The sequence below is a fragment of the Synergistaceae bacterium DZ-S4 genome (assembly GCA_025943965.1).
In the GTDB taxonomy this organism is placed as follows: Bacteria; Synergistota; Synergistia; order Synergistales; family Synergistaceae; genus Caenicola; species Caenicola nitritireducens.
In genome coordinates this window covers 38211-60063 of sequence record JAPCWD010000012.1, presented here as the reverse complement: position 1 = coordinate 60063, position 21853 = coordinate 38211, and the positions used below count along the sequence as shown (strand labels likewise).

The window sequence follows — 21853 nt, the reverse complement described above, 5'->3', positions numbered from 1 at the left end:
AGTAAGGTGTCCGGAAGACTACCGGTTTGATAGGTTGGGGGTGTAAGCGGGTAACGCCCGTTGAGCTGACCAATACTAATACACCGAGGCCTTAACCTCATAAAATCCTTATTGACCTGATTTTGGGGACAATACAAGTTTCTGGTGGTAACAGAGGAGGGGACACACCCGGTCCCATGCCGAACCCGGCAGTTAAGCCCTCCTTCGCCGATGGTACTACGAAGGGTATTCGTGGGAGAGTAGGTCGCTGCCAGAATTAATTAAGAGACAGAGTCAGAAGCATTCGCTTCCGGCTCTGTTTTTTTATTTTCTGGCATACAACATAAGCTGCAATTGGGGTTTAGAGCGAGTGATGACGACGCAACACGCAGCGGAGCCATCCTAAGGCGTATATCAATACGTCGAAGGAAGACTCCGCAAGTGTTGCTAAGTCAGCGCTGCTATAAACCCCAATTGCAAGAGGAGGGGACACCCCCGGTCCGATGCCAAACCCGGCAGTCAAGCCCCGTGAGGGAGCATCTTCACGTCTGAAAGCGCAAAACATTTGCATATCGTTTTTCGGCGTATTCGAACATACGCCTTCAAAAGCCGTTCTTGCATGTTATGCGCTCACATCCATAAATCTGCAGCATCACGCAAGTCCATCGCCGATGGTACTACGAAGGGTATTCGTGGGATAAGTGAGACAGGAAATCTATGATTTACGTCGTCGAACTTAGTTTTCCCACCCAGAGTAGGTCACCGCCAGAATTACATTAAGAAAAAAGCTCCGTGCATACGCACGGGGCTTTTTTCTTGCTAAGCTGCCGGAAGAGCACCGGCGCGAAGTGCGACAGGAAGATGTCGCGCGAAGCGGTGGCGAAGCAGTTGTATAAGCGGTCAAACGATCGTCAAACGTTGTCAAACAGTTGTCAAACGGTCGTTGGGGCGGAAGGAGTCCTCTCCTACGTCGTCCCCGAGTGCCCCCATCGGGGATCCAGCCTCTTCGAATCTGGTCTATCACAGGCTTTTTGTTTTAAAACTATTGCTTCCCAACTGCTTCACAATTGTTTCACGCAGGACGCAGTCCTGCAGTTTCACAATTGTATCTGCAGCCTCACGCAGCATTTCTTCGCTGCTATAAATAAAGGAACTGATTGCGGCTGTTATACAGAGTCTTATATCCGAAATATAGGGAGCCGAAGACTGACAGGCAGACTACGGCACAGATGGCTATCATGATCGAGATCTGATAAAGGATAGCCGTCGTAGGCAGCGTGCCCGAGAGTATCTGGCCGGTCATCATGCCGGGAAGCGAGACTATCCCCATCCCCAGCATCGAATTTAGGGTGGGGAGGAGGGCGGTCTCAAGCGCCTGGTTTACCATCGGGAGCAGGATCTTCTGCGGTGTGACACCGAGGTTCAGCAGGCTTTCCATCTGCTGACGCTTCTCACTGAGCGATTCGCAGAACGTCTTTGTGGCAAGATTAACCCCGGTCATGGCATTGCCGATTATCATGCCGCTGAGGGGAATGACATATTGGGGATCAAATATGCTTTGCCCCACAACAGCGGTCACGAAAAAAATCACTATGCCAAGACCTGAACAGGTTAGGGAAAGTGAGATAGCGATCTTGAATCCCCTGTTCACGCATTTGTTTTTCGAAAGCACCCTGTGTATAGCGAAGAGTATCATGCTTGTCAGGTACATAAGTATGAATATCGGATGCGGGTTTTCAAAAATATATGTGAGAATAAAGCCGGCCAGGGTGAGCTGAAGAGTCAGCCTGACGCTTGCGACGAAAAGCAGCTTTGTCTGGTTTATCTTTGCCTTTTTCATTACGGCAAGCACCACAAGGAGCAGGATATATACGATGCTGAACTGGATAATGCTTATAGAAGCGATCTCACGCATTATGGCCTGCTCCTTTCGAGAGCTATGATATTGTCACCATATTTTTGAGCAAGCGGAAGATAATGGCTTACTACGATAGTTGTCATATCATTATCATCTGAAAAATTTTTAATGTTGCTCATAATGATGTCCGAAGATGTGTTGTCCAGTGCGGATGTGGGTTCGTCAAGCATCAGGACTTCCGGCATGAAGGAAAGGAATATTGCTATGTAGACCCTTTGGCGTTCGCCGCCCGACATAGTCTCGCATCTTGTCTCAAGAGGAAATTCTGCCCGGCATATCTGCAGAAACTTTTCCATATGCTCTTTGGAAGGTGTTTCCAGGTCCCTGTATTGGTAATATTTATTGAAGTTTTCTTCGATCGTGCCTGAGAATAGAAAGACTGACTGGCTCACCAGGAGAATATCTCTTCTCAGCTTGATCGTGTCGATATCATCAATATCATTGCCGTTGTAGAGTATCTTGCCGCTGTCAGGGGAAATAGTTCCGTTGATAAGCTTAAGAAGAGTACTTTTGCCGCAGCCGCTCGGGCCGTGTATGAATGTGGTTTTCCCCTTCGGGATTTTAATGTCGGGGTATCTTATCATTGACTGAAAAACGACTTGACTGAGGGAAATTATATCCACGCGCTCACTCCTCAATATAAATAAGGGCGTTAATGATCTTTGCTTTGTATTTCTCTCGAAACTATTTTCTCCAGAGTTCTGAGAAAACGGAGATCGTCATCTGCGGCTCTTTTCTTTGGTCCTTTGGTCCTTCCGCCGTTCCTGCGGAATTTGGCCTTGATCTCCCTCTCCTCCAGCATGAAGGTCATTCTCCCTGCCTCGTATTCTATACCCGCAGGGCTGAGCGCTGAGGCCTTTTTTGAAAGGACGAGGGCTGCAAGTCCCCAGTCCTGAGTGATTATTATATCGCCGCATTCGGTGATGTTTATGATCTTGAGATCTGCTTCCTGTGATCCGCTTTCTACGGTTATGTGTTGGGAAGATATTATGTTGTGGTTGAAGCTGGCAACAGTTATCACGGGTATGCCATACTTTGCTCCGGCCTCCAGCGTAAGCTGCAGGACCGACTTTGGACATGCATCCGCATCAACTATTATTCTCAATCTATATTCCTCCGCTGGGAAATAGTAAGCCGGGCCATTATCAAAACCCTTATGGCATGTAAATATCCATGCCGGCCCTTTGAGCAGCATTTTTCAGGTGGGTGATGACAGCCTGTTTTGCCTTTTGAGGATCACCCGAAAAAATACTCTCAACAACATTTCTGTGTTCCGAGAGGACAATTTCAGCTCTCTCAGGGGACATCATGGTCTTTATCCTCAGCTCAGCGGCCAGTGAATGGAGCTTGTTCTGCAAAAACGCCAGGAATTCTATCAATACTGGGTTGTGGCTTGCTTTCGCGATCGCCTCATTGTATTTAAAGTGAGCATCCTCTCCTGAGGATGAAGTCCTTACAGCCTCCTCCATTTCCAAAAGAGAACCTTTGATGGAAGCCATGTCTTCTTTTGTATGCCTCACGGCAGCAAGGCCCGCGGCTTCTGATTCCAGGAGGGCGCGCATCTCGTAAAAATAGTTTATCTCATCAACTGAGATGGTCTCAAAAACGTCTGAAAAACGAAAAGCTTGTCTCTGGCTGGGGTTTTTAACAATTATTCCCCTGCCCTGCTTTGATTCAAGTATGTCGTCGTTTTTCAGGCTTGCGATCGCTTCTCTGAGTATAGTTCTGCTGACCCCGTATTTCTGGGCCAATACAGTTTCAGCAGGGAGGCGGTCTCCCGGAAGCAGCTGGCCTGACTGGATCTCAGACAGGATCATTTTAGATATCTGCGAGGAAAGCCTCTCCGTCTTAAGTTCGGATGGCATCGTCCCCGACCGTTGATTAATATTTGAGTTTTTCTCCATTAACATACATCCCTCTTTCACAGAAAAACAAATTATCGCCATCCATTGCCGTTGTACATTGAAAATATACAGGCAGTCAATGAATTATTCCAGTACCTAAATTACAGCTGAAAAGCCCGGTCAGGAAAATACATCAGGAAAATTCAGTCTTGACAAAAATTTGTATGATTGTAGTATTATAATATAAATCGATCAAAAGAATATATCCACTTATCAAAGATGATTAAGGAGTGTTGTGCTTTGAAGATGAAAGAGGCCCTCATGATGCAGGGAGCAAGGACCATCATGGATAACTGCGTCTCCCTCAGGGCAGGAGAAAATATCCTGATAATTACGGATATGGTGCAGGAGAATATTGCTAAAGTACTCGCGGCTGCAGCCGTGGAGCGCGGGGCTGAAGTTGTAGTGAGCGTAATGAAGCCGCGCAAAAAGGCCGGGCAGGAACCTCCCAAGATGATCGCAGAGAGCATGCTGCATGCAGATGTGATACTTATCCCCGTAAGTTATTCTGTAACACACACTTATGCAGTCAAGGCCGCAGCGGCAAATGGGGCACGTATCCTGGTCCTTACGGATTTTACTGAGGACATGCTTATCCACGGAGGCATCGAGGCAGACTTCCAGTCGATCAAGCCCGTATGCAAAGCTGTCGCTGACGCATTTGCGAAGGGAAACAAAGTCCATGTGACATCTCCAGGCGGAACTGACCTCTGGATCGACATCACAGGCAGGCGCGGCAATGCCCTCTACTGTGTGGTCGAACCCGGCGAATTCTCAACGATACCCACCGTAGAGGCCAATTCATCACCGATAGAGGGATCGGCAAACGGCAGGATAGTCGCGGACGCCAGTATTCCCTATCTTGGCATAGGTGTTCTTGATGAACCCGTCATAGTAGATGTCAGGGACGGTTTCATCACAAGCATTACAGGAGGCAAACAGGCTGAAGTGCTGAAGAAGGATCTCGCAAGCCACAACGACCACAACTGCTACAACATTGCGGAACTGGGCGTGGGGCTGAACCCCAAATGCAGAATGTGCGGGATAATGCTTGAGGACGAAGGAGTCATAGGCACAGCCCACATCGGTATCGGAACAAGCATCACACTAGGCGGGACTGTAAAGGCTCCGACCCATTATGACCTTTTGATGTGGAATCCCAGGATAGAGGTCGACGGACAAGTGATCATCGATGGTGATAAAGTCCTCGTCTAAGCATAGGCAGAGGCTGTCGAATAAATCAATTCAGAAATGATCTGCAACAATAAATTTAAGGAGGAAGTTAAGATGAAAAAGAGCTTTAAAATGATTTTTGCCGTATTGGTCGTATTTACACTTTTTGGAATGACCCTTCCTGCCATGGCCGCACCATATCCTTCAAAAGCCGTTGTTGCAATAGTTCCTTTCGGACCGGGGGGCGGCAATGATATCCTTATCCGTCTCGTTGCAAAATACATATCACCCGAGCTTAACAAACAGGCACTGGTAGTCGAAAACAAGCCCGGAGCCGGCGGGCAGATAGGCTGGACAGCACTTGCGAAGGCAAGGCCTGACGGGTACACGATCGGGGCGACCAGCCTTCCCTCAATGATACTGGTAAAGAGCCTTCGTAAAAATGTTCCTTTTGAACTGGATGATTTTCAGTATATATGTAATTTCCAGATCGACCCTATAATCTGGGTGGTCAACAAGGACAGCGAACTCAAAACAGCCAGGGATGTAATGGAATATGCCCGCAAGAACCCCAAGAAGCTCAATGTTGCAGGAGACGGTCCGCAGAGCAATATTCAACTCCAGCATCTGATCGCATCCAAGCTTCTCAAGATGGAGACGAACTTTGTTTCCTATAGCGGATCAGGTCCTGCACTCACAGCCCTTCTGGGGAAACAGGTCGACCTTGCCGTGACGACATTAAGCTCAGCGATCCCGCACATTGAGGGCGGAAGGTTGGTACCTCTTGTTGTCTTCTATGACAAAAAGCTCCCCGGACTCAGTATCAAGACTTCCAAGGAAGTCTTTGGCATGAACATCCCCTCAGCCGGCACTGCTCTTCGCGGTGTTGCCGCCCCCAAAAAGATGAACCCAAAGGATGTTGCGACGCTTGAGAAGGCTTTTGAAAAAGTCGCGAAAAATCCTGAGTTCCTGGCACAGGCAAAAGCTCTCGGGCTGACGATCGAATTCATGGGCAACAAGGAATCAAACAAGCTGGTTGAAGAATCTGCAAAAGTAGTTGAAGAGTATAAATCCCTATTTTAGAATAACTGCTCTTCACAAATTCTGTGATCCTCCGCTTTTTAAAGCGGAGGATCTAGGTTCAGGGGGCCAAAATATAAATGAAAAGTAAAACAAAAGAGTTGTTTTTTGCGGTATCGATATCGATTATCTCGTTGCTTCTCCTTATGACCAGCTTTACCTACCCGCGTGAATCTTCAGATTTTCCAAGATTTTTGTGCGGTCTTATGGTCGTGTTTTCATTATTGATACTTATAAAGACATTGCGTTTGCCGGTCGGAACGAAGGAAACCTATACAGGCAATATTTGGGGCAGACTTAAGATCCCGGCGATCGTTTTTTCTGTGACGATCGCGTACGTAGTCGGAATAATGTATATCGGATATTTTGTGAGCAGCGTTATATTCTTTATCGGATCCATGTCTGTCTTTGGCAGAGAAAAACTTCTGCCGAAAGCGATAGCAACAGCCGGATTTTTGATCGTGGTATATGCATTATTTGTGAGTTTCCTGGGAATTAGGCTTCCCCAGGGACTATTGTTCTAACTCCGGAGGTACTGAAAAATGGAGAATTTAATGTCAGGCATAGCACAGGGAATTTTTTCATTAGCTGATCCAATGATATTGCTCATGATCTTTGCCGGTACAGTCTTCGGTGTCGTTATCGGAGCACTTCCGGGCCTTACAAGCACCATGGGTGTCGCACTGCTTGTTCCCGTTACCTTTGGAATGAGCCCGGAGATGGGCCTTGCACTGCTGGGAGCGATCTACTGCTCTTCGACCTACTCAGGTGCTATCAGCGCAATACTGATCAACATTCCGGGGACTCCGGCCAACTGCTGCACTCTTCTTGATGGTTACCCAATGACTCAAAAGGGCGAATCGGGAAGAGCAATAGCACTGGCAACTTCCGCATCCGCATTTGGAGGTTTTATCAGCATCTTTGCACTCCTCTTCATGGCGCCTCCTCTGGCAGAATTTGCATTGAAATTCGGAGCGCAGGAATACTTTCTCCTTGCCCTTTTTGGTGTAAGCGTTATTGCTTCTTTGTCGGACAGAAATATGCTGAAGGGACTATGGGCCGGAGCGCTTGGACTATTCTTAAGTATCATCGGAATGCACCCGCTTACCGGTGATGTAAGGTTTACAGCAGGGATAGCTGAGCTTTACAGCGGACTTCCCATTGTGATCGCTCTGATCGGTCTTTACTCAATACCGGAAGTGATCTCTTCATTAAGTGGGTCCGATAATTCTGAAAAACAGGTCAATGCTGTGGGAAGCGGAGTAATTTCACAGATGATGGAGCTTTTTAAATACAAAATGCTTATTTTTAGGGCTACTGTGATCGGCATAATCGTAGGGATAGTGCCCGGTGCCGGCAGCAGTATAGCCAGTTTTGTGGCTTATGACGACGCGAAAAGAAGCTCAAAAACCCCTGAACTATTCGGTACCGGAAGTCCGGAAGGGGTAATAGCCTCCGAAACGTCGAACAACGCTGTGGTCGGCGGATCTCTCATTCCGGCTTTAACTTTGGGTGTCCCCGGCAACGCGGTATCTGCAGTTCTGATCGGCGGTCTTATGATACATGGACTGAAGCCGGGCCCCACTCTTTTTATAGAGAACTCTGGGATAGTATATAGTTTCATAATGAGTCTCTTCGTTTCCAATCTGGCTTTCATACCGGTGGGACTCTTTATTGCTCGTTACGGAATCAAATTAATAGAGACCCCGGCTTCGATCCTTGGTCCTCTTGTGATCGGGCTTGCTGTGATGGGCTCTTACGCCATCAACATGTCTGTGGTAGAGATCATGCTCATGCTCGGGATAGGACTTATCGGATTTCTCATGAAAGAATTCGATGTTCCAAGGGAGCCGTTAGTATTGGGTTTGGTTTTGGGCAGCATGGCGGAGGGCGAGCTTGCAAGGGCGTTTTCACTGGTGCACGGAAGCGTGCCGATGCTTCTGAAGAGCATGGCCAGAAGTCCGCTCTCCCTTGTAATAATTGCACTGACCCTTCTTTCCTTATGGCAGGGTGTCAGAAAACAGTTTCTGAAGAAAAAATAACATTTTTCTGCTTAAATGATCAAAAAGCCGGGCCCTGTATCAAGGGGCCCGGCTTTTTGTCTGAATATAAATACTCAGAACTTTGGCAGATGAAGTATCATTGTCTTAAAGAATTACCCCCGTCTGTATGAAGATCAAATTCGTTCTCAGAGATGTATATGCAGTAGCGATGATGAATTATAATAAGCAGCATATTAAAGTTTTAGTTTTGCGGCCTGTTATATACACAACAGACTGCAATTTTAGTTTTCTGCACTGAGAGGAGTGTGTCTATGCCGGGACAACATGTGATCTCTAAGCTCTCACATTATTATTTAATATTTCTTTTTATCATTGGCCTCTCCTTGCACCTGATCATGTTTGCGGGCGGCGGCTGTGCATTGGCAGCAGCGCTTCCTTCGCTCCATGAAGCTGAATCTATGGCAGGCAACGGGCCGGAGGTCCTTGCGGCAATATCTGCCATGGAGCGTGATTCTCAGCTCAAGGAGCTTGAGCGCCAGCGTATGGGCGCAAAATATTTTGTCAGCACTACTTTCGGGTACAGCGACGAGCCCCTCTTTGAGACAAGTGAGGAATCGGCCTCTTACAGCAAGCTTGGAGTTGGTGCCGGTCTAGTGTTCCCTCTGTTCGGGACATGGAACAGACAGAAGATCAGCGCACTTGAATCAGAGATAAAATCGATAGAATCAAATTTCAGGCCACTTCTACTGCGGATGTACAACCTGACAGCTCTCAGAAAGGCATACGTCACCCTATGGTCTGAGTGTGAAAAGATCGCAATGGCCAATAGATTCCTTTCCACAGAAGAGGAAACATACAAAATACTGTCCAAAAGGGAAAAAACAGGGCTTCTGCTTCCTGCTGACAGACTCGAGTTTATGACTGCCTATGACATTGCACGCAGGGATGTCGCAGCCTCGGTGCTCAGGAAGACCCAGGCGCTCCAGATAATAAGGCTTGCAACAGGACAGATATGGGAGATGCCGGAAAAAATGGAGATCCCCACCCTGCCCCCTTTTGACAGCCTTAAGGCTGATATTGAAAATCATCCTGAGATAGTGTGGAGAAAAGAGGCGCTTAAAAAATATGAAGCCCTTTTGTCCGAAAAAAGGGCCATTGACAGAGAGGGTTCTTTAACGATAGGAGCAACAGCGGCCAAAGACTTTCCCGGGGAGATCGGAAGCGGAGCATATGCCTCCATTGCCATAAGCGAACCGTTGGGGACAGCCTTTTCCAAAGAGGACAAGGCAAACATGGCGGCGGCAAAAGAGCTGGAGAGGGCAAGGCGCGATGAACTTTTTACAAGGATAAAAATGCAGGGAGAGGCTGAAGAGTCTGCATCCCTGGCCGCCTATACCGATGCAAACATCAAGGCACAGGGGTCAAGGCTTGCAGCACTTGCCGAAGCCGTCAGGGAGCGGATACTCAGACATGCCTCAATATCAGGCGACACCTTTGAACAGCTGCAAAAAAGCAGATATCAGTACTACCGCGGAGTGATGGATCTGCTTGATTCGGAGATGATCTTCATGCAGGCCGGGGCAGATCTCCTCGGATATGCTTATCCGGGAGGGGAGCCTCCGGGAATTTCCCCGCGTATCAGGCCAATTTCTGACAGCCCTGTGAGGAGCAGACTGCTGGATCCGGACTGGCTTTTATCAAAAAAGAATGTTCCGGGAGGACCTTCACGCATCGAAACACCTGCAGACCATATGGGAAAAAACAGCAAAGAGGGATCCGGCGGAAGGGCAGCATCTGTTCCGTCTGCAGCTCCAGATGTTTTGACAAGCCGCACTGAAGCGCCGGAGGGGGCACCTTCAGTGTCGGGCAGCTGTGGGCCCCTTAGTGTCTACGTTTGGGACGCGTCTCCATTTCTCTCTCCCGAGACCAGGATGTCTTCCCTTAAAAGACTTAAGAGCACGGGCTTTGGTCATTTATTGATATCATTCACGCCAGAGCAGCTGAAAAAAATGGACATCTACTATCACAGGATGGAGCTTGAAGATCTCCTCTCGGCGGCAGAGAGGATGGGGATAAGAACGGATCTGCTTCTTGGAGATCCGGAATGGCTTTATCCCGACAACAGGAAAGATCTTCTCGAAATACTCCTGAAAATGAAAAATTATAATTTTAAAGGTGTCCACCTTGATATTGAGCCGGATTCGCTTCCGGGGGCAGAAGAAAAAAGAGGGGTACTTCTGGAGCAACTGATAGATACGGTCAGCGAAGCAATGAGGGTTTCCGGCAAACCTCTGTCACTTTCGATCCACCCCCGCTACCTTGAAGGGAATAAAGGAGCAGGATCACGGGGCTTCAATGATTTGGGGCTGGAGTATATGTCTGTGATGATATATACGACAAATCCTGATGCAGCTGCGGACCGCATGAAAAACATAATGCTCAGCCATCCCGGGCTGAAATTTTTTCTTGCCCAGAGCGTAGAAAGAGTCCTTCCTAAAGAAGAGAGCTACTTTTTATCAGGGATAGAAAATTTCGGGCAAAATATGGACAGAATATGCAGGAAACTATCCAATAATAATAATTATAAGGGCGTCATCATACAGTCATGGGAAGATTTCGGAGGGATGCTTAAATGAGGGTATCTTTTTCACAGAGTCAGAAAAATGACCCGGAAGTCAGGGCCGGCGTAAGGATACCATATTCTCCCGGCAAAAGGAGCGTGTCGAAACTGCTCTGGTGGTCGATACTCGCACTTGTATTTACACCGCTCCTTATCCTTTTGTGGAATTTGATCTTTGGATGGTTCTTCATCTCGTCCCCGGGGGTCATCTCACTGGACACCTATCCCATTACTGCTGCAGAAAACGGAGTGATCACTGAGATCGGTGTTAAAAAAAGGTCGGATGTACAGGCAGGATCCGTTGCGATGAGGCTGCAAAGGGAACCTGCCCCTGAGCTTCTGAATCAGATCGCACTTATGAAAGCAGAAAGGGATGCGCTGGAAATATCACTGAAACAGGCAAAACCACTGCCGGCCATTTCTACAAAAGCAGCGGACCAAAATGTCGTATTTTTTAAAAAGGAACTGGAGACGATGAAGCGGCTTATGGATCAGGGAGCAGCTACAAGAGCCGAGGTTAACCTTGCGGAACAAAACCTCAGGTCAGCGGTCGCCCAGCGTGGATCACTGCTGTCGGCAAGAGCAGAACCTTCGGCTGCCAATGATATAAGGTCAAGGATAGATTATCTGGAAAGAAGCATAAGCTATCTTGAAGGACTTAACGGGTCATCCTATGCCGTTACCCTCAAAAATGCCGGCAGGGTGCAGTCGGTAGAGGTCGTTTCAGGCCAATCGGTCAGGGCGGGGCAGGAACTTATGTGGATAGCTGACCCGGCGACGGCAAAGGTAACAGCATATGTGGCACCTGAAAATTTTGCAAAGATCAAGCTTGATACGGAGGCAAATGTAGTACTCCCCGGAAGGTCAAAAAAGATAAGGGCAACCTTACAGGAGATGCCGACCCTTTCACAGAGTACGCCGGGCGGCCTTGGCAGCAGGATGATACTTTCCTCAAAAAGTGTAACAGTATATCTGAGGCTGAAGGACCCCCTTCCGGAGGACCGCATCGTTGACGGACTTCCCGTAAAAGTTGAGTGGGGACTGAGGTCCTTTTTTTAGGAGGGTGGAGCAATGACAGAATATAAAATATACCGGATCCTTCTAGGCCAGGAACCTGCGCACTCTTCCGATGAAAAAATCACCGACTTCCCATCAGCCGGGGAACTGCTCGAAAAGAGCCCCAAACCCGGAATAGTACTGATCGACGGACTCAAAGGCAATAAGACCTCCGATATGCTGAAAGTATTCTGGGAGTTGGTGGAACTGAGGGAATCCGCAGAGTTCTGCTTCGCGCCCATCTACATCTCAAGGACGATGAAACAGCTCGACATAATGGTCGACGGGATCACGGCCAACATAGAGGAGAGGCTGCCCGAAGCGCTCTCCATCCTTGAAAGGGGTGCCAGGGTAAGCCCGGATGCACTCCAGGACAACCATAACCTGAGAATGCTCACTTACATGTATGTAAGGGGTGAGGATCATTTGCTCCTGCCCGTATGTGCGCCCTTCTCGCAGTGGATATATTCATATCCCCAGATGGCGCTGCTTCTCGACAGTTCATCGAAGGGGGCTAAGATACTCAGGCCCGAGGACCTGAGCGGCCTGGAGAGGCTGAGATCCTTCAGGTTCGATACCGAGATGATAATGGCACTGAGGGCCGTTGCATTCCTTGAGGACAATGGGTACATCGAACGGTATGCTTTGGTCGACAGGGTTAGGAAGTGTCCGAAATGCAAGACGGGGCATCTCAACTACGTTGACATATGCCCAAACTGCGGCAGCATAGATTTTGAGAAAAAGCTGATGATGCACTGCTTCACCTGCGGGCATGTCGCACCTGACAGCGACTTCAGAAAAAACATGTCTTTCGTATGCCCCAAATGCAACACTGTCCTGAGGCATCTTGGAAGCGACTATGACCACCCGCTTGAGTCCCACGAGTGCAATAACTGCGGAGCAAAATTCATCGCCCCCGATGTCAAGGCAGACTGTCTTTTTTGCAGGGCCAGGACAGATCCATCCGATCTGACGGCCGTAAATGTCTACAGCTATAAACTGTCGGGAAAGGGATCAGCCGCTGTCCGGACAGGGAACATGCAGATGGAGGTCCAGCTCTTTGACGGCCAAAATAACCTGAAATTCGGATATTTCTGCAATATCCTCGAATGGATGAGGGAGTACAGAAAGCGCTACTCTGACGAGGTATTTACCATTATCGGCCTGAAGTTCTCCAACCTCTATGAGGTCGAGACCTCATTGGGTGAGGACCTTTACAAGAAGATCATGGACGAGCTCATTTTCAGGATAAGGTCCATGGTAAGGAACACGGATATAACGACATCCTCGGCTCCCGATACCTTCTGGATCCTGCTGCCAAGGACCATCTTTGACAATTCGAGGATACTGGCCGAACGCATAGAGCAGCTCAATGACATGCTTGAGATAAAGGCTGAAAAAAAGATAGAGATACGGGCAAGATCTTTCCAGATACCGGCTGAGGACGATCAGGCCGCAGCAGAAAAATATCTTGCCATGTTTGCCGAAGAGCTGTAACCCATAAAGAGAAGACGGGCATGGACGCGTTCGGTGGACTGGTGACTGCGGAATACCTGCCGCTCCTCTTTGCAGAAGGTGCAGGCAGTCTGCTGCTCAAGTTCATGCCATTTGTCCTCTTCTTCGAGCTCCCGCTGTCGCTCCTTGTAGTGGTCGGAGTCATAAAATACACCCTCGAAAGAAGATATGAGGGCGAGCGGGATCCTTTCTTTCCTCCGGTCTCCTGCATAATCACATGTTACAGCGAAGGGCGGGATGTGCAGAAAACGATAATGTCCCTAACCGAACAGATATATCCCGGCAAGATCGAGATGCTTGCAATGATCGACGGCGCTTCAAAAAATAAGCTTACCTACGATTCAGCGATGGAGATGTCTGAATATGTATCAGGCTTCCGGAACAGGAAGCTTGTCGTGGTACCGAAATGGCAGAGAGGAGGCCGTGTCTCCAGCCTTAACACCGGGCTGAATTTCGCGAGCGGGGAGATCGTGATGGCACTTGACGGCGACACCTCTTTCGACAACAACATGGTCGAGAGGGTCACCAGGCATTTTGAAGATCCGGCCATAAGCGCTGTCTCAGGCTGCCTAAGAGTAAGGAATGCCGATGAATCGCTGACAGCATCTCTTCAGGCTATAGAATATTTTGTCTCGATCCAGGCATCCAAGACCGGGTTGAGCGCATTCAATATGGTAAACAACATATCCGGGGCATTCGGAGTCTTCAGGAAAAACGTCCTGGACCTTGTGGAGGGATGGGACGCCGGAACTGCGGAAGATCTGGATATAACGCTCAGGATCAAGAATTATTTCGGAAGGTACAAAAAGAAGTTTCGTATAGTGTTTGATCCCGAAGCCATAGGACACACGGACGCGCCCTCCACCTTCAAGGGTTTTCTCAAACAAAGGATAAGGTGGGACGGAGATCTCTCCTACCTATATTTCAGAAAGCACAGGTTGTCATTCAAACCAAAACTTCTTGGCTGGCCCAATTTCCTGATGATAATATTCACCGGGCTCTTTTCACAGATAGTCATGCCATTTGTGATATTCGCGTACACAGTCTGGCTCTTCATCGTTTACCCAATCGAGTATTCGGCGGGACTGCTGCTGTTCGTTTACCTCTTCTACCTGCTGCTGCTTCTTGTAATGTACCTAATCTTCGTTGCATGCCTCTCCGAAAGGCCAAAAGAGGACCTGTCGAGGTTATGCTTCCTGCCTTTGATGCCGTTATTCGCATTTGCGGCAAGAATGAACAGCCTCGTCGCGACGGTATGGGAACTGACGGCAAGCGGACACAGGGATACTTCAATGGCCCCGTGGTGGGTCACAAAAAAGAGTAAATTCTGATATCAGATACTGAAAAGGTCGAAGGTTATCTTGGCAAGCAGGAAGATCAGAACGACTATCATCATGGGGCGGATGAACTTTCCGCCCTCTCTTAATGCGTAAGCCGAGCCTATGTAATTGCCAATGATATTGCATATCCCGGCAGGTATTGCGATCTGGTAATAGAGAGTACCGGCCAGAGCGAACGTCAGCAGGGACGCATAGTTTGAGGCAAGGTTGACGATCTTCGCATTGCCTGAAGCGGTCTTAAGGTCATACTTCATTATCGACGAAAAGGCAAAAATGGCAAATGTGCCGGCTCCAGGCCCGAACATCCCGTCATACCCGCCTACCAGGAATCCGATCAGCAGCGATAATAAGAGAGTCGCCCTTCGGGACAAGGAGTGGGAAAGGTCGTCCTCCCCCATGTCTTTTTTGAGGAAGATGACGACTGCCGCAACGGGAAGGATCAGAAGGAGCATCGTCTTGAGGACATTGTCGGGTATTTTCAGCACTATCGATGCTGCTATGCCCGAGCCGATAAAGGAGCTGAACGCTGCGAGCAGCGAGGATCTTATGTTCACTGCTCCCGCTTTCCAGAATTTGAATACTGAGAGGGTCGTCCCGCAGGCGCTTGAGAATTTATTGCAGCCGAACGCGAAGTGAGCGGGCATCCCGGTGAAGACGTAGGCAGGGAGAGCTATGATCCCCCCGCCACCCGCAGATGCGTCGACAAAGCCGGCCAGCCCTACAAGAAGGCAGACAAAAGCCAGCATGGGAAAAGTCAGAGCAAATTCAGTCGCCAAGTCAGTTAAGGGCTAGCAGTCCCTGGGCTGAGGAAATTGCGGCCTTTTCTATTTAAGGCAGCCGCAGATCTCGGTGTTAACGTTGTCCCCCGGCTCCACTTCCAGTGACCTGATCTTAAGCTTTCCCTGTCTGTGGAGGGCCAGGGCCAGGGAGATGATCGTGGAAGCGCTTACCCCAATGCGCTTTGAGATTTTTTCGGGATCGAGTTTCCCCTTTTCTTCCGCAGCGGCGGCGACCTCTTCCCCGAGGCATGAGACCCACTGTTCAAAAAGGGTGTTCATCTCGGGAGTATTCGAAGATGCGAGCTGATTAAGTGTTATTACTGATTCGAATATCCGGGCTGAAACGAGCTCAAGCGAATGTACCAGCATCTTCATGTCCTGCTGTTCCAGTGTTTTGGAATCTATATTCATAAAAACCACTCCTGTTTCTGTGTTTTTCCGAGCCTACTGATTATATAATAGCTTGGAATAATATCAACCGGGATTTTCCCGCACAAAGGATGTGTTGACATGTCTGCCCGAAGGATAGACAGTAAAGTGCTGGGTGTTCTGTCTGACACTCACGGAAGCTACCCCGCGTGGGTATCTGCCGTCTCTCTGTTTAAAAATGCCGACGCGGTACTGCACGCAGGGGATGTGCTTTACCACGGCCCGAGAAATCCCATACCGGGAGGCTATACTCCTGCGGATCTCGCGGACGCCATAAACAGATACAACGGAACTATATTCATAGCAAGGGGCAACTGTGACGCAGACGTTGACCAGATGGTGCTTGCGCCGCTGCTCGCCCCCTACGTCTCAATTTGGTGGAACGGAAAGAAAATACTTATGATGCACGGCGACAACTTCCCCCTCTTCAGGCAGATGGCCCTCGATTCGGCCGTACACCTGGCCATATCGGGACATACACATGTAGCTTCCGTTGTAAGGGAGAGGGGCACTATTTTTATGAATCCCGGATCCACAACGATTCCAAAGGGCAAAGATCCCGCGGGAGCGGCGATCGTGGATGAAGAGGAGATAAGGATATTGACTCTGGAAGGGGAGATCCTGCACAGTGAAAAGTGGTGATCCCAATTTCGGCAGGGTCTTCAGAAGACGGAAGTTCTGGCCCCAGATATTCTGGGTATTGCTTCTCTCTGCCGGGTGCGCACTCAGCTGCGTCTTCGACTCGACCCCGCTCTTTATGGCATCCATGCTTTCGGCCTTTCTGGGACTGACGGAAAGCGGAAGATGGTCCCATAAGACCAACCTTCTGATATGTGCCTCAGCAGCTGTCATAGGATCTGTATGCGGAGTCTTTTCCTGGTTCGAGACTGCTTCAATATTTTTCCTTCTCGTTGCTGTGGGAGGCTTCATGCTCTACTATCGTGACAGCGGCAAAAAAATCATCGGTGCCGCTGACAGGTTCTCATCGGAGATCTCCCGGGAAAAGGGGCTCGATGGCTTAGTGTCTTCCGCTGCGGAAAAGATAAGGGAAATGACACCGGGAGATGAAGTCTTCATTACGGTAGCAGACAAGGCCGGCGGGATGTATATGCCGGGCAGGACCGGAAGGCAAGGCAATACCGTCCCGAGAAACGGAGGCGCCGCATGGAAAGTCTTCGCATCAGGGAGGTCTTATTTTACGCCCAGGGTGGAAAGCGGGAAGGACCTTCCCTTCTACAGGGACGCAAGGTCCCTTATGTCCGTCCCCCTTTGTGCAGAAGGTGAAAAGATCGGTGTCCTCCAGATAGAATCTGCGGCTCCGGACGCTTTTTCTGAAGAAGACCTGCAAAAACTTGAACTTATGGCCTTTGTGCTTTCGCACCCTTTGTATGTAAAATTATCCGCGGAAACAACGGACAAAGAGGAGGCCCGCAGCAAATAGATGATACTGATCGATATGCATGTCCACAGCAACTATTCGGACGGGACTCTGAGCGTGGAATCTATCGCAAAAGCCGCTAAGAAAAGGCATCTCGCCTTTGTAAGCCTTACAGACCACGATACGACCGAGGGTCTTGCCCCTTTCATGGCTGCATGCAGGGAAAATGGTTTGGAGGGGCTTTCGGGGATAGAGCTTTCTGCTGACTCCGATTTTACCCTGCACATACTTGGCTTCCGCATAGACAGGACAAACGAAGCGCTTCAGAAGAGGCTTCGTGATATAAGGAACAACAGGGACGACAGAAATCACAGTATATGCAGAAAATTGCAGGAACTCGGCTTTGACATACAGATCGAAGATGTTGCCCTTCTCTCCAAGGGAGAGGTCGTGGCCAGACCGCATATTGCCAGGCTCATGATGCAGAAGGGGTATGTATCGAGCATAGGGGAAGCTTTCACCAAGTACATCGGATATGGAGGAAAGGCTCATGTGTCAAGGGCAAGGCTTTCTGCCGAAGAGTGCATTTCGCTGATCACGGAGGCCGGAGGAGTCGCGGTACTTGCTCATCCCGCACAGGCATATCTCAGAGATGAGGAGATGCACAGCCTTCTCGGGACACTGAAGGATCACGGGCTTTGGGGCATCGAGGCGCTCTATTCGGGTCACAGCCCCGAACAGATCTACAATTACCTTAAAATGGCCGATATGTTTGACCTTTACCCGACCGCAGGGTCGGATTTCCACGGCTCAAACAGCCACGGCGTAGAGCTTGGGATCGCAGTGAGCGAGGATTTTCTCCCATGGGCAAGGTTGGGAGTTAAAATATAAAAACAGCGTATAATGATCCCTGCATATAGAATACTGCAGCAAGGCATGCTTCATAATAAAAAATAATTGACCTATGGGGGTATCAAGATCATGAAAATAATGGATTTCCGCAGCGACACGGTTACCAAGCCTTCCGAAGAGATGCGCAGGATAATGGCTTGCGCTGAAGTGGGAGACGACATATACGGCGACGATCCTTCTTCAAACGCACTGTCAGAATATGCAGCCGAACTTACGGGCAAAGAGGCGGCCATATATACATGTTCAGGCACAATGGGCAATCTGCTTGCCTTTCTCTCGGCGGGGCGCCACGGGGAGAGCCTCCTTGCAGGGAAGCGGTCCCATGTATGGAATGCCGAAGTCGGAGGCTTTTCCGCGATCGCGGGACTATGCCCCTACCCTCTCAATGACGACGAGGGAATTCCCGCAGCAGCTGACCTGGCCCCCGCAAACAGGGCTGACAACAACATCCACCACCCTGACACGACTATACTCTGTCTCGAAAATACCCACAACTACACGGGGGGGATAGCGGTATCGCCGGAACGCTTTGCCGAAGTTGCGGGAGAGGGACACAAGCTGGGTTTTCATGTGCACCTCGACGGAGCGAGGATATTCAACGCATCCGTTTTCCACGGAGTGGATGTGAAGGCATTTACCGATGAGATCGATTCTGTCCAGTTCTGCCTCTCCAAGGGTCTCGGGGCGCCTATGGGGTCGATGCTCTGCGGATCTCACGAATTCATTGAAAGGGCTAAAAAGGCCAGGAAGCGCATCGGCGGAGCCCAGCGTCAGGTAGGGATAGCCGCGGCTGCTGGGCTGTACGCGCTTAAAAACAACATACCGAGGCTTTCCGAAGACCATGACAATGCAAAACTTCTGTCTGAACTCCTGATAAAGGGAGGGGTCCATGTAGAAGAAGTTCCTAATATGACGAACATGATATTCTTTCCGATGCTTGACGGCTACCCTTCGGACGAGCGTTTTGTCAGTGCCTGCAGGGAACGCGGACTGCTTCTCAACGCACTGTCGCCCAGAAGGGTACGTCTTGTTACCCATCTCGACGTAGACAGGGAAGATGTCGAAAGGGCCGCGTCGATAATACTTGAGGTGATCTCTCAGTGACCGAATTCCTTTCCCGTGAAGAAGTCGAATCCATGTCAGGATGGATACTGGATGAGGCTCTGCGCGGAGGGGCATCGGCGGCTGACGTACTTTATTCCGAAGGCGCCGGTTCGGGACTTTCCCTCAAGGACGGGGAGATCGAAGAGTGCGTGACCGGCTTTACTGCGGGCATTGGAGTAAGGACTATCATGTCAGACGGCAGGCAGGGGATATCCTACGGAAACAGGCTGGACAGGCTCTCGCTTAAGGAGTTGGCGGAATGGAGCCTTGTCAACTGCAGGAATTCCGAACCGGAGGAAGGCATAATGCTTTACGATGGGGAAATGGTCTCAGACCCCGCGCTTGACCTTGAAGATCCTCAGATAGTTGCCGTTACTCCTCAGAAACGAATGGAATACTGCCGTGAAATGACGGGATATGCGAGATCAGCTGATAAAAAAGTTATCTCGGTAAGGAGCGCATCCTGGAATGACGGATGGGGGTCGTCCTTCTACTGCACCAGTACCGGACTTGCCGGCTGGGAGCGCGGAAGCAGCGCGAGCTGCGTCGTAACAGTCATAGCCGATGACGGCACCAACACTGAGATAGGAGGTTACGGTCTCGAATCAAGGCGGCTGGATGAGCTGGACATAAAACAGACCGCGCTCAGGGCAGTTGAGAAGACGGTCTCGGCGCTTGGCGGAAAGCCGATAAGGACGGGCCCTTATACTATCGTCATCGACCCGGAAACCGCGTCATCACTTGTGGAGGTCATCGGGGACCTCTTCTGCGCGCCTGAGATACACAAGGGAAGGTCAATGATGAAGGGCTGTTTGGGGGAGAAAATTGCGTCCTCCTGTGTTACCCTTATAGATGACGGAAGGATACCATGGAAAGCCGGAACGGGTTCGTGGGATTCAGAGGGGGTGCCCACAGGCAGGACTGTCCTGATCGAAGGCGGTATCGCCCGGTCCTACCTGTATAATCTTCAGTATGCATGGAAAGACGGAGTTGCCTCAACAGGCAATGCATGCAGGGGAATGTCCTCTCTGCCTGAGGTGGGAAATACCAATGTTCTGTTGGAAGCAGGAAGCGAAGGCCCCGAAAAACTCATATCCGGCGTAGGGTCAGGACTTTTCTTAACAGATATGATGGGGCTCCATACGATAGATCCCATCAGCGGAGACTTCTCGGTCGGGGCAAAGGGACATCTGATCGAAAAGGGGAAGATAACAAGGCCTGTCAGCGGGATAACTATCGCGTCAAACCTGAAAAGCCTTCTGAATAATATAGCCGCTGTCGGCTCCGACCTTGAATTCTTCGGATCCACAGCGGCTCCGACATTGGTGGTGGAAAATATTGTTGTTGCGGGTGAATAAGAAAATATCAACGATGCTGGCCATAGCTCTCTTCATTGCAGCAATGGCTGCCGGAGCAGCCTGTGCGGAAAACCTTTCCCTCTGGTACGGCGACATTAAGAAGGGGGACATATCCGCGAGGACAAACGCACTGAAGGGGAAGGACGTAGCCATAGAAGAGGTCATTTCTGCACTCGGACTTGCAAGGTCTGGCAATCTTCAGGGCATAGTAGTGGTGATAGACGGCAAGAAGATGGAGTTCTGGAACAATTCCAGCGTAGTGAGGGTAAACGGTTCGATAATCAGCCTGCCTTATCCGATAGAGGTCAAAGACGGACACTGGTGGGCCGACTCGAAAACCATGGTGACAGTCCTGGATCAGTTTTACTCAAATATTGGCAGAAAACCCGGGATGAGATGGTCCGAGCCTGATGTGACACCTCCTCAGGCAGAGGAGGCAAAGAAGGAACCGGCCAAAGAGGAACCTCTGAAGGAGGCACCGGCCGAGCTCGAAAAACCTGCAAAGCCTGAAATGACAGAACCTGAAAAAGCTGCCGGAGAAGAGAAAAAACCTGCGGCTGTGCTGACTCCCGTAAAGATCGCTCCCGGAAGCAAAAGGCCTGTGGTGGTGCTCGATGCGGGGCACGGAGGACACGACCCCGGTGCCATGGCCAACGGCATAAGGGAGAAGGACATAAACCTGAAGGCTGCCCTTGAACTCGGAAAGATACTTGAGGAATATGGCATAGATGTGCGATACACCAGAAAGACCGACGTCTATCTAAAGCTGGGAGAGCGGACAGCCTTTGCCAACGACAGCAAAGCGAACGTATTCGTAAGCATACACTGCAACGCGATGCCCAAAGGCAAATACGCCGCCGGGCTTGAGTTTTATATTATGGCCCCCCCGTCGGACAAAGACGCAATGCAGCTGGCCATATACGAAAACAAGGAAATAAGCGGGGGAGCGGAAACCGCGCAGGACGTACAGCGGGCTGACCAGAAGACAAGGCTGCTCCTCAAAATACTTGGGGACATGCAGCAGAACGACAAGATAAACGAAAGCACTACCCTGACTGAAGTCCTGCACAGTTCGGCACAGTCATCGGGACTCCCGATGCGGAAGGTCAGACAGGCGCCTTTCTATGTACTGAGAGGCGCGGGCATGCCTTCCGTCCTGATCGAAATGGGCTACCTTACGGACAGGGCGGAGGCGGCGAAGCTGAATACGGCGAGCTACAGGGAAGCTCTCTGCAGAAGCTTTGCAAAGGGTATCGCGACCTACATCAACGAACATCCGGTGACAGTGCAGTGATCGTATACGGG

20 protein-coding genes and 2 rRNA genes are annotated in these 21853 nt (G+C 49.9%); 16 read left to right on the top strand and 6 right to left on the bottom strand.

The features are described 5' to 3' along the window. Together OLM33_08360 and rrf are read left to right on the top strand one after the other, a co-directional pair. Positions 1-99 (top strand): 23S ribosomal RNA (locus tag OLM33_08360); the annotation flags it as partial. A 41-nt stretch (positions 100-140) separates the two neighbouring features. Next, a 5S ribosomal RNA gene (gene rrf / locus OLM33_08355) occupies positions 141-256 on the top strand. A gap of 861 nt (positions 257-1117) precedes the next feature. Here the strand turns inward: rrf and OLM33_08350 are convergent. The 4 genes from OLM33_08350 to OLM33_08335 form a co-directional block, all read right to left on the bottom strand. After that, positions 1118-1894 (bottom strand): ABC transporter permease, encoded by a 777-nt coding sequence (locus OLM33_08350; GenBank protein ID MCW1713668.1) that lies wholly within the window; start codon positions 1892-1894, stop codon positions 1118-1120. Further along, positions 1894-2481: an ABC transporter ATP-binding protein gene (locus tag OLM33_08345; protein MCW1713667.1), complete on the bottom strand. Its 588-nt coding sequence runs from the start codon at positions 2479-2481 to the stop codon at positions 1894-1896. Before OLM33_08345 ends, OLM33_08350 begins: the two co-directional genes overlap by 1 nt. Before the next feature lie 68 nt (positions 2482-2549). Next, positions 2550-3002, bottom strand: a complete 453-nt coding sequence (locus tag OLM33_08340; protein MCW1713666.1) for a DUF188 domain-containing protein — start codon at positions 3000-3002, stop codon at positions 2550-2552. A gap of 49 nt (positions 3003-3051) precedes the next feature. After that, entirely contained in the window at positions 3052-3801 is a 750-nt protein-coding gene (locus tag OLM33_08335) for a FadR family transcriptional regulator (GenBank protein MCW1713665.1), read from the bottom strand. A 246-nt stretch (positions 3802-4047) separates the two neighbouring features. Between OLM33_08335 and OLM33_08330 the strand changes: the two genes are divergently transcribed. From OLM33_08330 to OLM33_08295, 8 genes are all read left to right on the top strand, one after another. Next, complete coding sequence (locus tag OLM33_08330) at positions 4048-5016, top strand: aminopeptidase (protein MCW1713664.1); 969 nt, start codon at positions 4048-4050, stop codon at positions 5014-5016. Positions 5017-5088: 72 nt separating this feature from the next. Then, positions 5089-6057, top strand: a complete 969-nt coding sequence (locus tag OLM33_08325; GenBank protein MCW1713663.1) for a tripartite tricarboxylate transporter substrate binding protein — start codon at positions 5089-5091, stop codon at positions 6055-6057. A gap of 77 nt (positions 6058-6134) precedes the next feature. Next, positions 6135-6578, top strand: a complete 444-nt coding sequence (locus OLM33_08320; protein ID MCW1713662.1) for a tripartite tricarboxylate transporter TctB family protein — start codon at positions 6135-6137, stop codon at positions 6576-6578. A gap of 18 nt (positions 6579-6596) precedes the next feature. Next, positions 6597-8096 (top strand): tripartite tricarboxylate transporter permease, encoded by a 1500-nt coding sequence (locus tag OLM33_08315; protein ID MCW1713661.1) that lies wholly within the window; start codon positions 6597-6599, stop codon positions 8094-8096. A 380-nt stretch (positions 8097-8476) separates the two neighbouring features. Further along, positions 8477-10693 (top strand): hypothetical protein, encoded by a 2217-nt coding sequence (locus OLM33_08310; protein ID MCW1713660.1) that lies wholly within the window; start codon positions 8477-8479, stop codon positions 10691-10693. Further along, a complete protein-coding gene (locus tag OLM33_08305) occupies positions 10690-11736 on the top strand; it encodes an HlyD family secretion protein (GenBank protein MCW1713659.1) in 1047 nt (348 codons plus the stop codon). Before OLM33_08310 ends, OLM33_08305 begins: the two co-directional genes overlap by 4 nt. 12 nt (positions 11737-11748) lie before the next feature. Continuing rightward, entirely contained in the window at positions 11749-13230 is a 1482-nt protein-coding gene (locus OLM33_08300; protein ID MCW1713658.1) for a hypothetical protein, read from the top strand. Positions 13231-13250: 20 nt separating this feature from the next. Further along, complete coding sequence (locus tag OLM33_08295; GenBank protein ID MCW1713657.1) at positions 13251-14579, top strand: glycosyltransferase family 2 protein; 1329 nt, start codon at positions 13251-13253, stop codon at positions 14577-14579. Between the two features lie 2 nt (positions 14580-14581). Here the strand turns inward: OLM33_08295 and OLM33_08290 are convergent, their stop codons facing one another. Beyond that, entirely contained in the window at positions 14582-15334 is a 753-nt protein-coding gene (locus tag OLM33_08290; GenBank protein ID MCW1713656.1) for a TSUP family transporter, read from the bottom strand. A 78-nt stretch (positions 15335-15412) separates the two neighbouring features. Then, positions 15413-15778 (bottom strand): hypothetical protein, encoded by a 366-nt coding sequence (locus OLM33_08285; GenBank protein ID MCW1713655.1) that lies wholly within the window; start codon positions 15776-15778, stop codon positions 15413-15415. A 99-nt stretch (positions 15779-15877) separates the two neighbouring features. Between OLM33_08285 and yfcE the strand changes: the two genes are divergently transcribed. From yfcE to OLM33_08255, 6 genes are all read left to right on the top strand, one after another. Next, entirely contained in the window at positions 15878-16438 is a 561-nt protein-coding gene (yfcE, locus tag OLM33_08280; GenBank protein ID MCW1713654.1) for a phosphodiesterase, read from the top strand. Beyond that, entirely contained in the window at positions 16425-17237 is an 813-nt protein-coding gene (locus OLM33_08275) for a GAF domain-containing protein (protein MCW1713653.1), read from the top strand. Before yfcE ends, OLM33_08275 begins: the two co-directional genes overlap by 14 nt. Then, positions 17238-18065, top strand: coding sequence for a PHP domain-containing protein (locus tag OLM33_08270; protein MCW1713652.1), 828 nt, complete (start codon positions 17238-17240; stop codon positions 18063-18065). A gap of 90 nt (positions 18066-18155) precedes the next feature. After that, positions 18156-19190 (top strand): beta-eliminating lyase-related protein, encoded by a 1035-nt coding sequence (locus tag OLM33_08265; protein ID MCW1713651.1) that lies wholly within the window; start codon positions 18156-18158, stop codon positions 19188-19190. Continuing rightward, positions 19187-20548 (top strand): TldD/PmbA family protein, encoded by a 1362-nt coding sequence (locus OLM33_08260; GenBank protein ID MCW1713650.1) that lies wholly within the window; start codon positions 19187-19189, stop codon positions 20546-20548. Before OLM33_08265 ends, OLM33_08260 begins: the two co-directional genes overlap by 4 nt. Then, positions 20541-21842 (top strand): N-acetylmuramoyl-L-alanine amidase, encoded by a 1302-nt coding sequence (locus OLM33_08255; protein ID MCW1713649.1) that lies wholly within the window; start codon positions 20541-20543, stop codon positions 21840-21842. Before OLM33_08260 ends, OLM33_08255 begins: the two co-directional genes overlap by 8 nt. Positions 21843-21853: the final 11 nt, after the last annotated feature.

Bases quoted from the DNA above. Each gene is read 5' to 3' on its own strand.
- OLM33_08295 (MCW1713657.1), top strand. From the start codon at position 13,251: ATGGACGCGTTCGGTGGACTGGTGACTGCGGAATACCTGCCGCTCCTC.
- OLM33_08270 (MCW1713652.1), top strand. From the start codon at position 17,238: ATGATACTGATCGATATGCATGTCCACAGCAACTATTCGGACGGGACT.
- OLM33_08305 (MCW1713659.1), top strand. From the start codon at position 10,690: ATGAGGGTATCTTTTTCACAGAGTCAGAAAAATGACCCGGAAGTCAGG.
- OLM33_08325 (MCW1713663.1), top strand. From the start codon at position 5,089: ATGAAAAAGAGCTTTAAAATGATTTTTGCCGTATTGGTCGTATTTACA.
- OLM33_08330 (MCW1713664.1), top strand. From the start codon at position 4,048: ATGAAAGAGGCCCTCATGATGCAGGGAGCAAGGACCATCATGGATAAC.
- OLM33_08335 (MCW1713665.1), bottom strand. From the start codon at position 3,801: ATGGAGAAAAACTCAAATATTAATCAACGGTCGGGGACGATGCCATCC.
- OLM33_08265 (MCW1713651.1), top strand. From the start codon at position 18,156: ATGAAAATAATGGATTTCCGCAGCGACACGGTTACCAAGCCTTCCGAA.
- OLM33_08345 (MCW1713667.1), bottom strand. From the start codon at position 2,481: ATGATAAGATACCCCGACATTAAAATCCCGAAGGGGAAAACCACATTC.
- OLM33_08300 (MCW1713658.1), top strand. From the start codon at position 11,749: ATGACAGAATATAAAATATACCGGATCCTTCTAGGCCAGGAACCTGCG.
- yfcE (MCW1713654.1), top strand. From the start codon at position 15,878: ATGTCTGCCCGAAGGATAGACAGTAAAGTGCTGGGTGTTCTGTCTGAC.
- OLM33_08285 (MCW1713655.1), bottom strand. From the start codon at position 15,778: ATGAATATAGATTCCAAAACACTGGAACAGCAGGACATGAAGATGCTG.
- OLM33_08290 (MCW1713656.1), bottom strand. From the start codon at position 15,334: ATGCTGGCTTTTGTCTGCCTTCTTGTAGGGCTGGCCGGCTTTGTCGAC.
- OLM33_08315 (MCW1713661.1), top strand. From the start codon at position 6,597: ATGGAGAATTTAATGTCAGGCATAGCACAGGGAATTTTTTCATTAGCT.
- OLM33_08320 (MCW1713662.1), top strand. From the start codon at position 6,135: ATGAAAAGTAAAACAAAAGAGTTGTTTTTTGCGGTATCGATATCGATT.
- OLM33_08350 (MCW1713668.1), bottom strand. From the start codon at position 1,894: ATGCGTGAGATCGCTTCTATAAGCATTATCCAGTTCAGCATCGTATAT.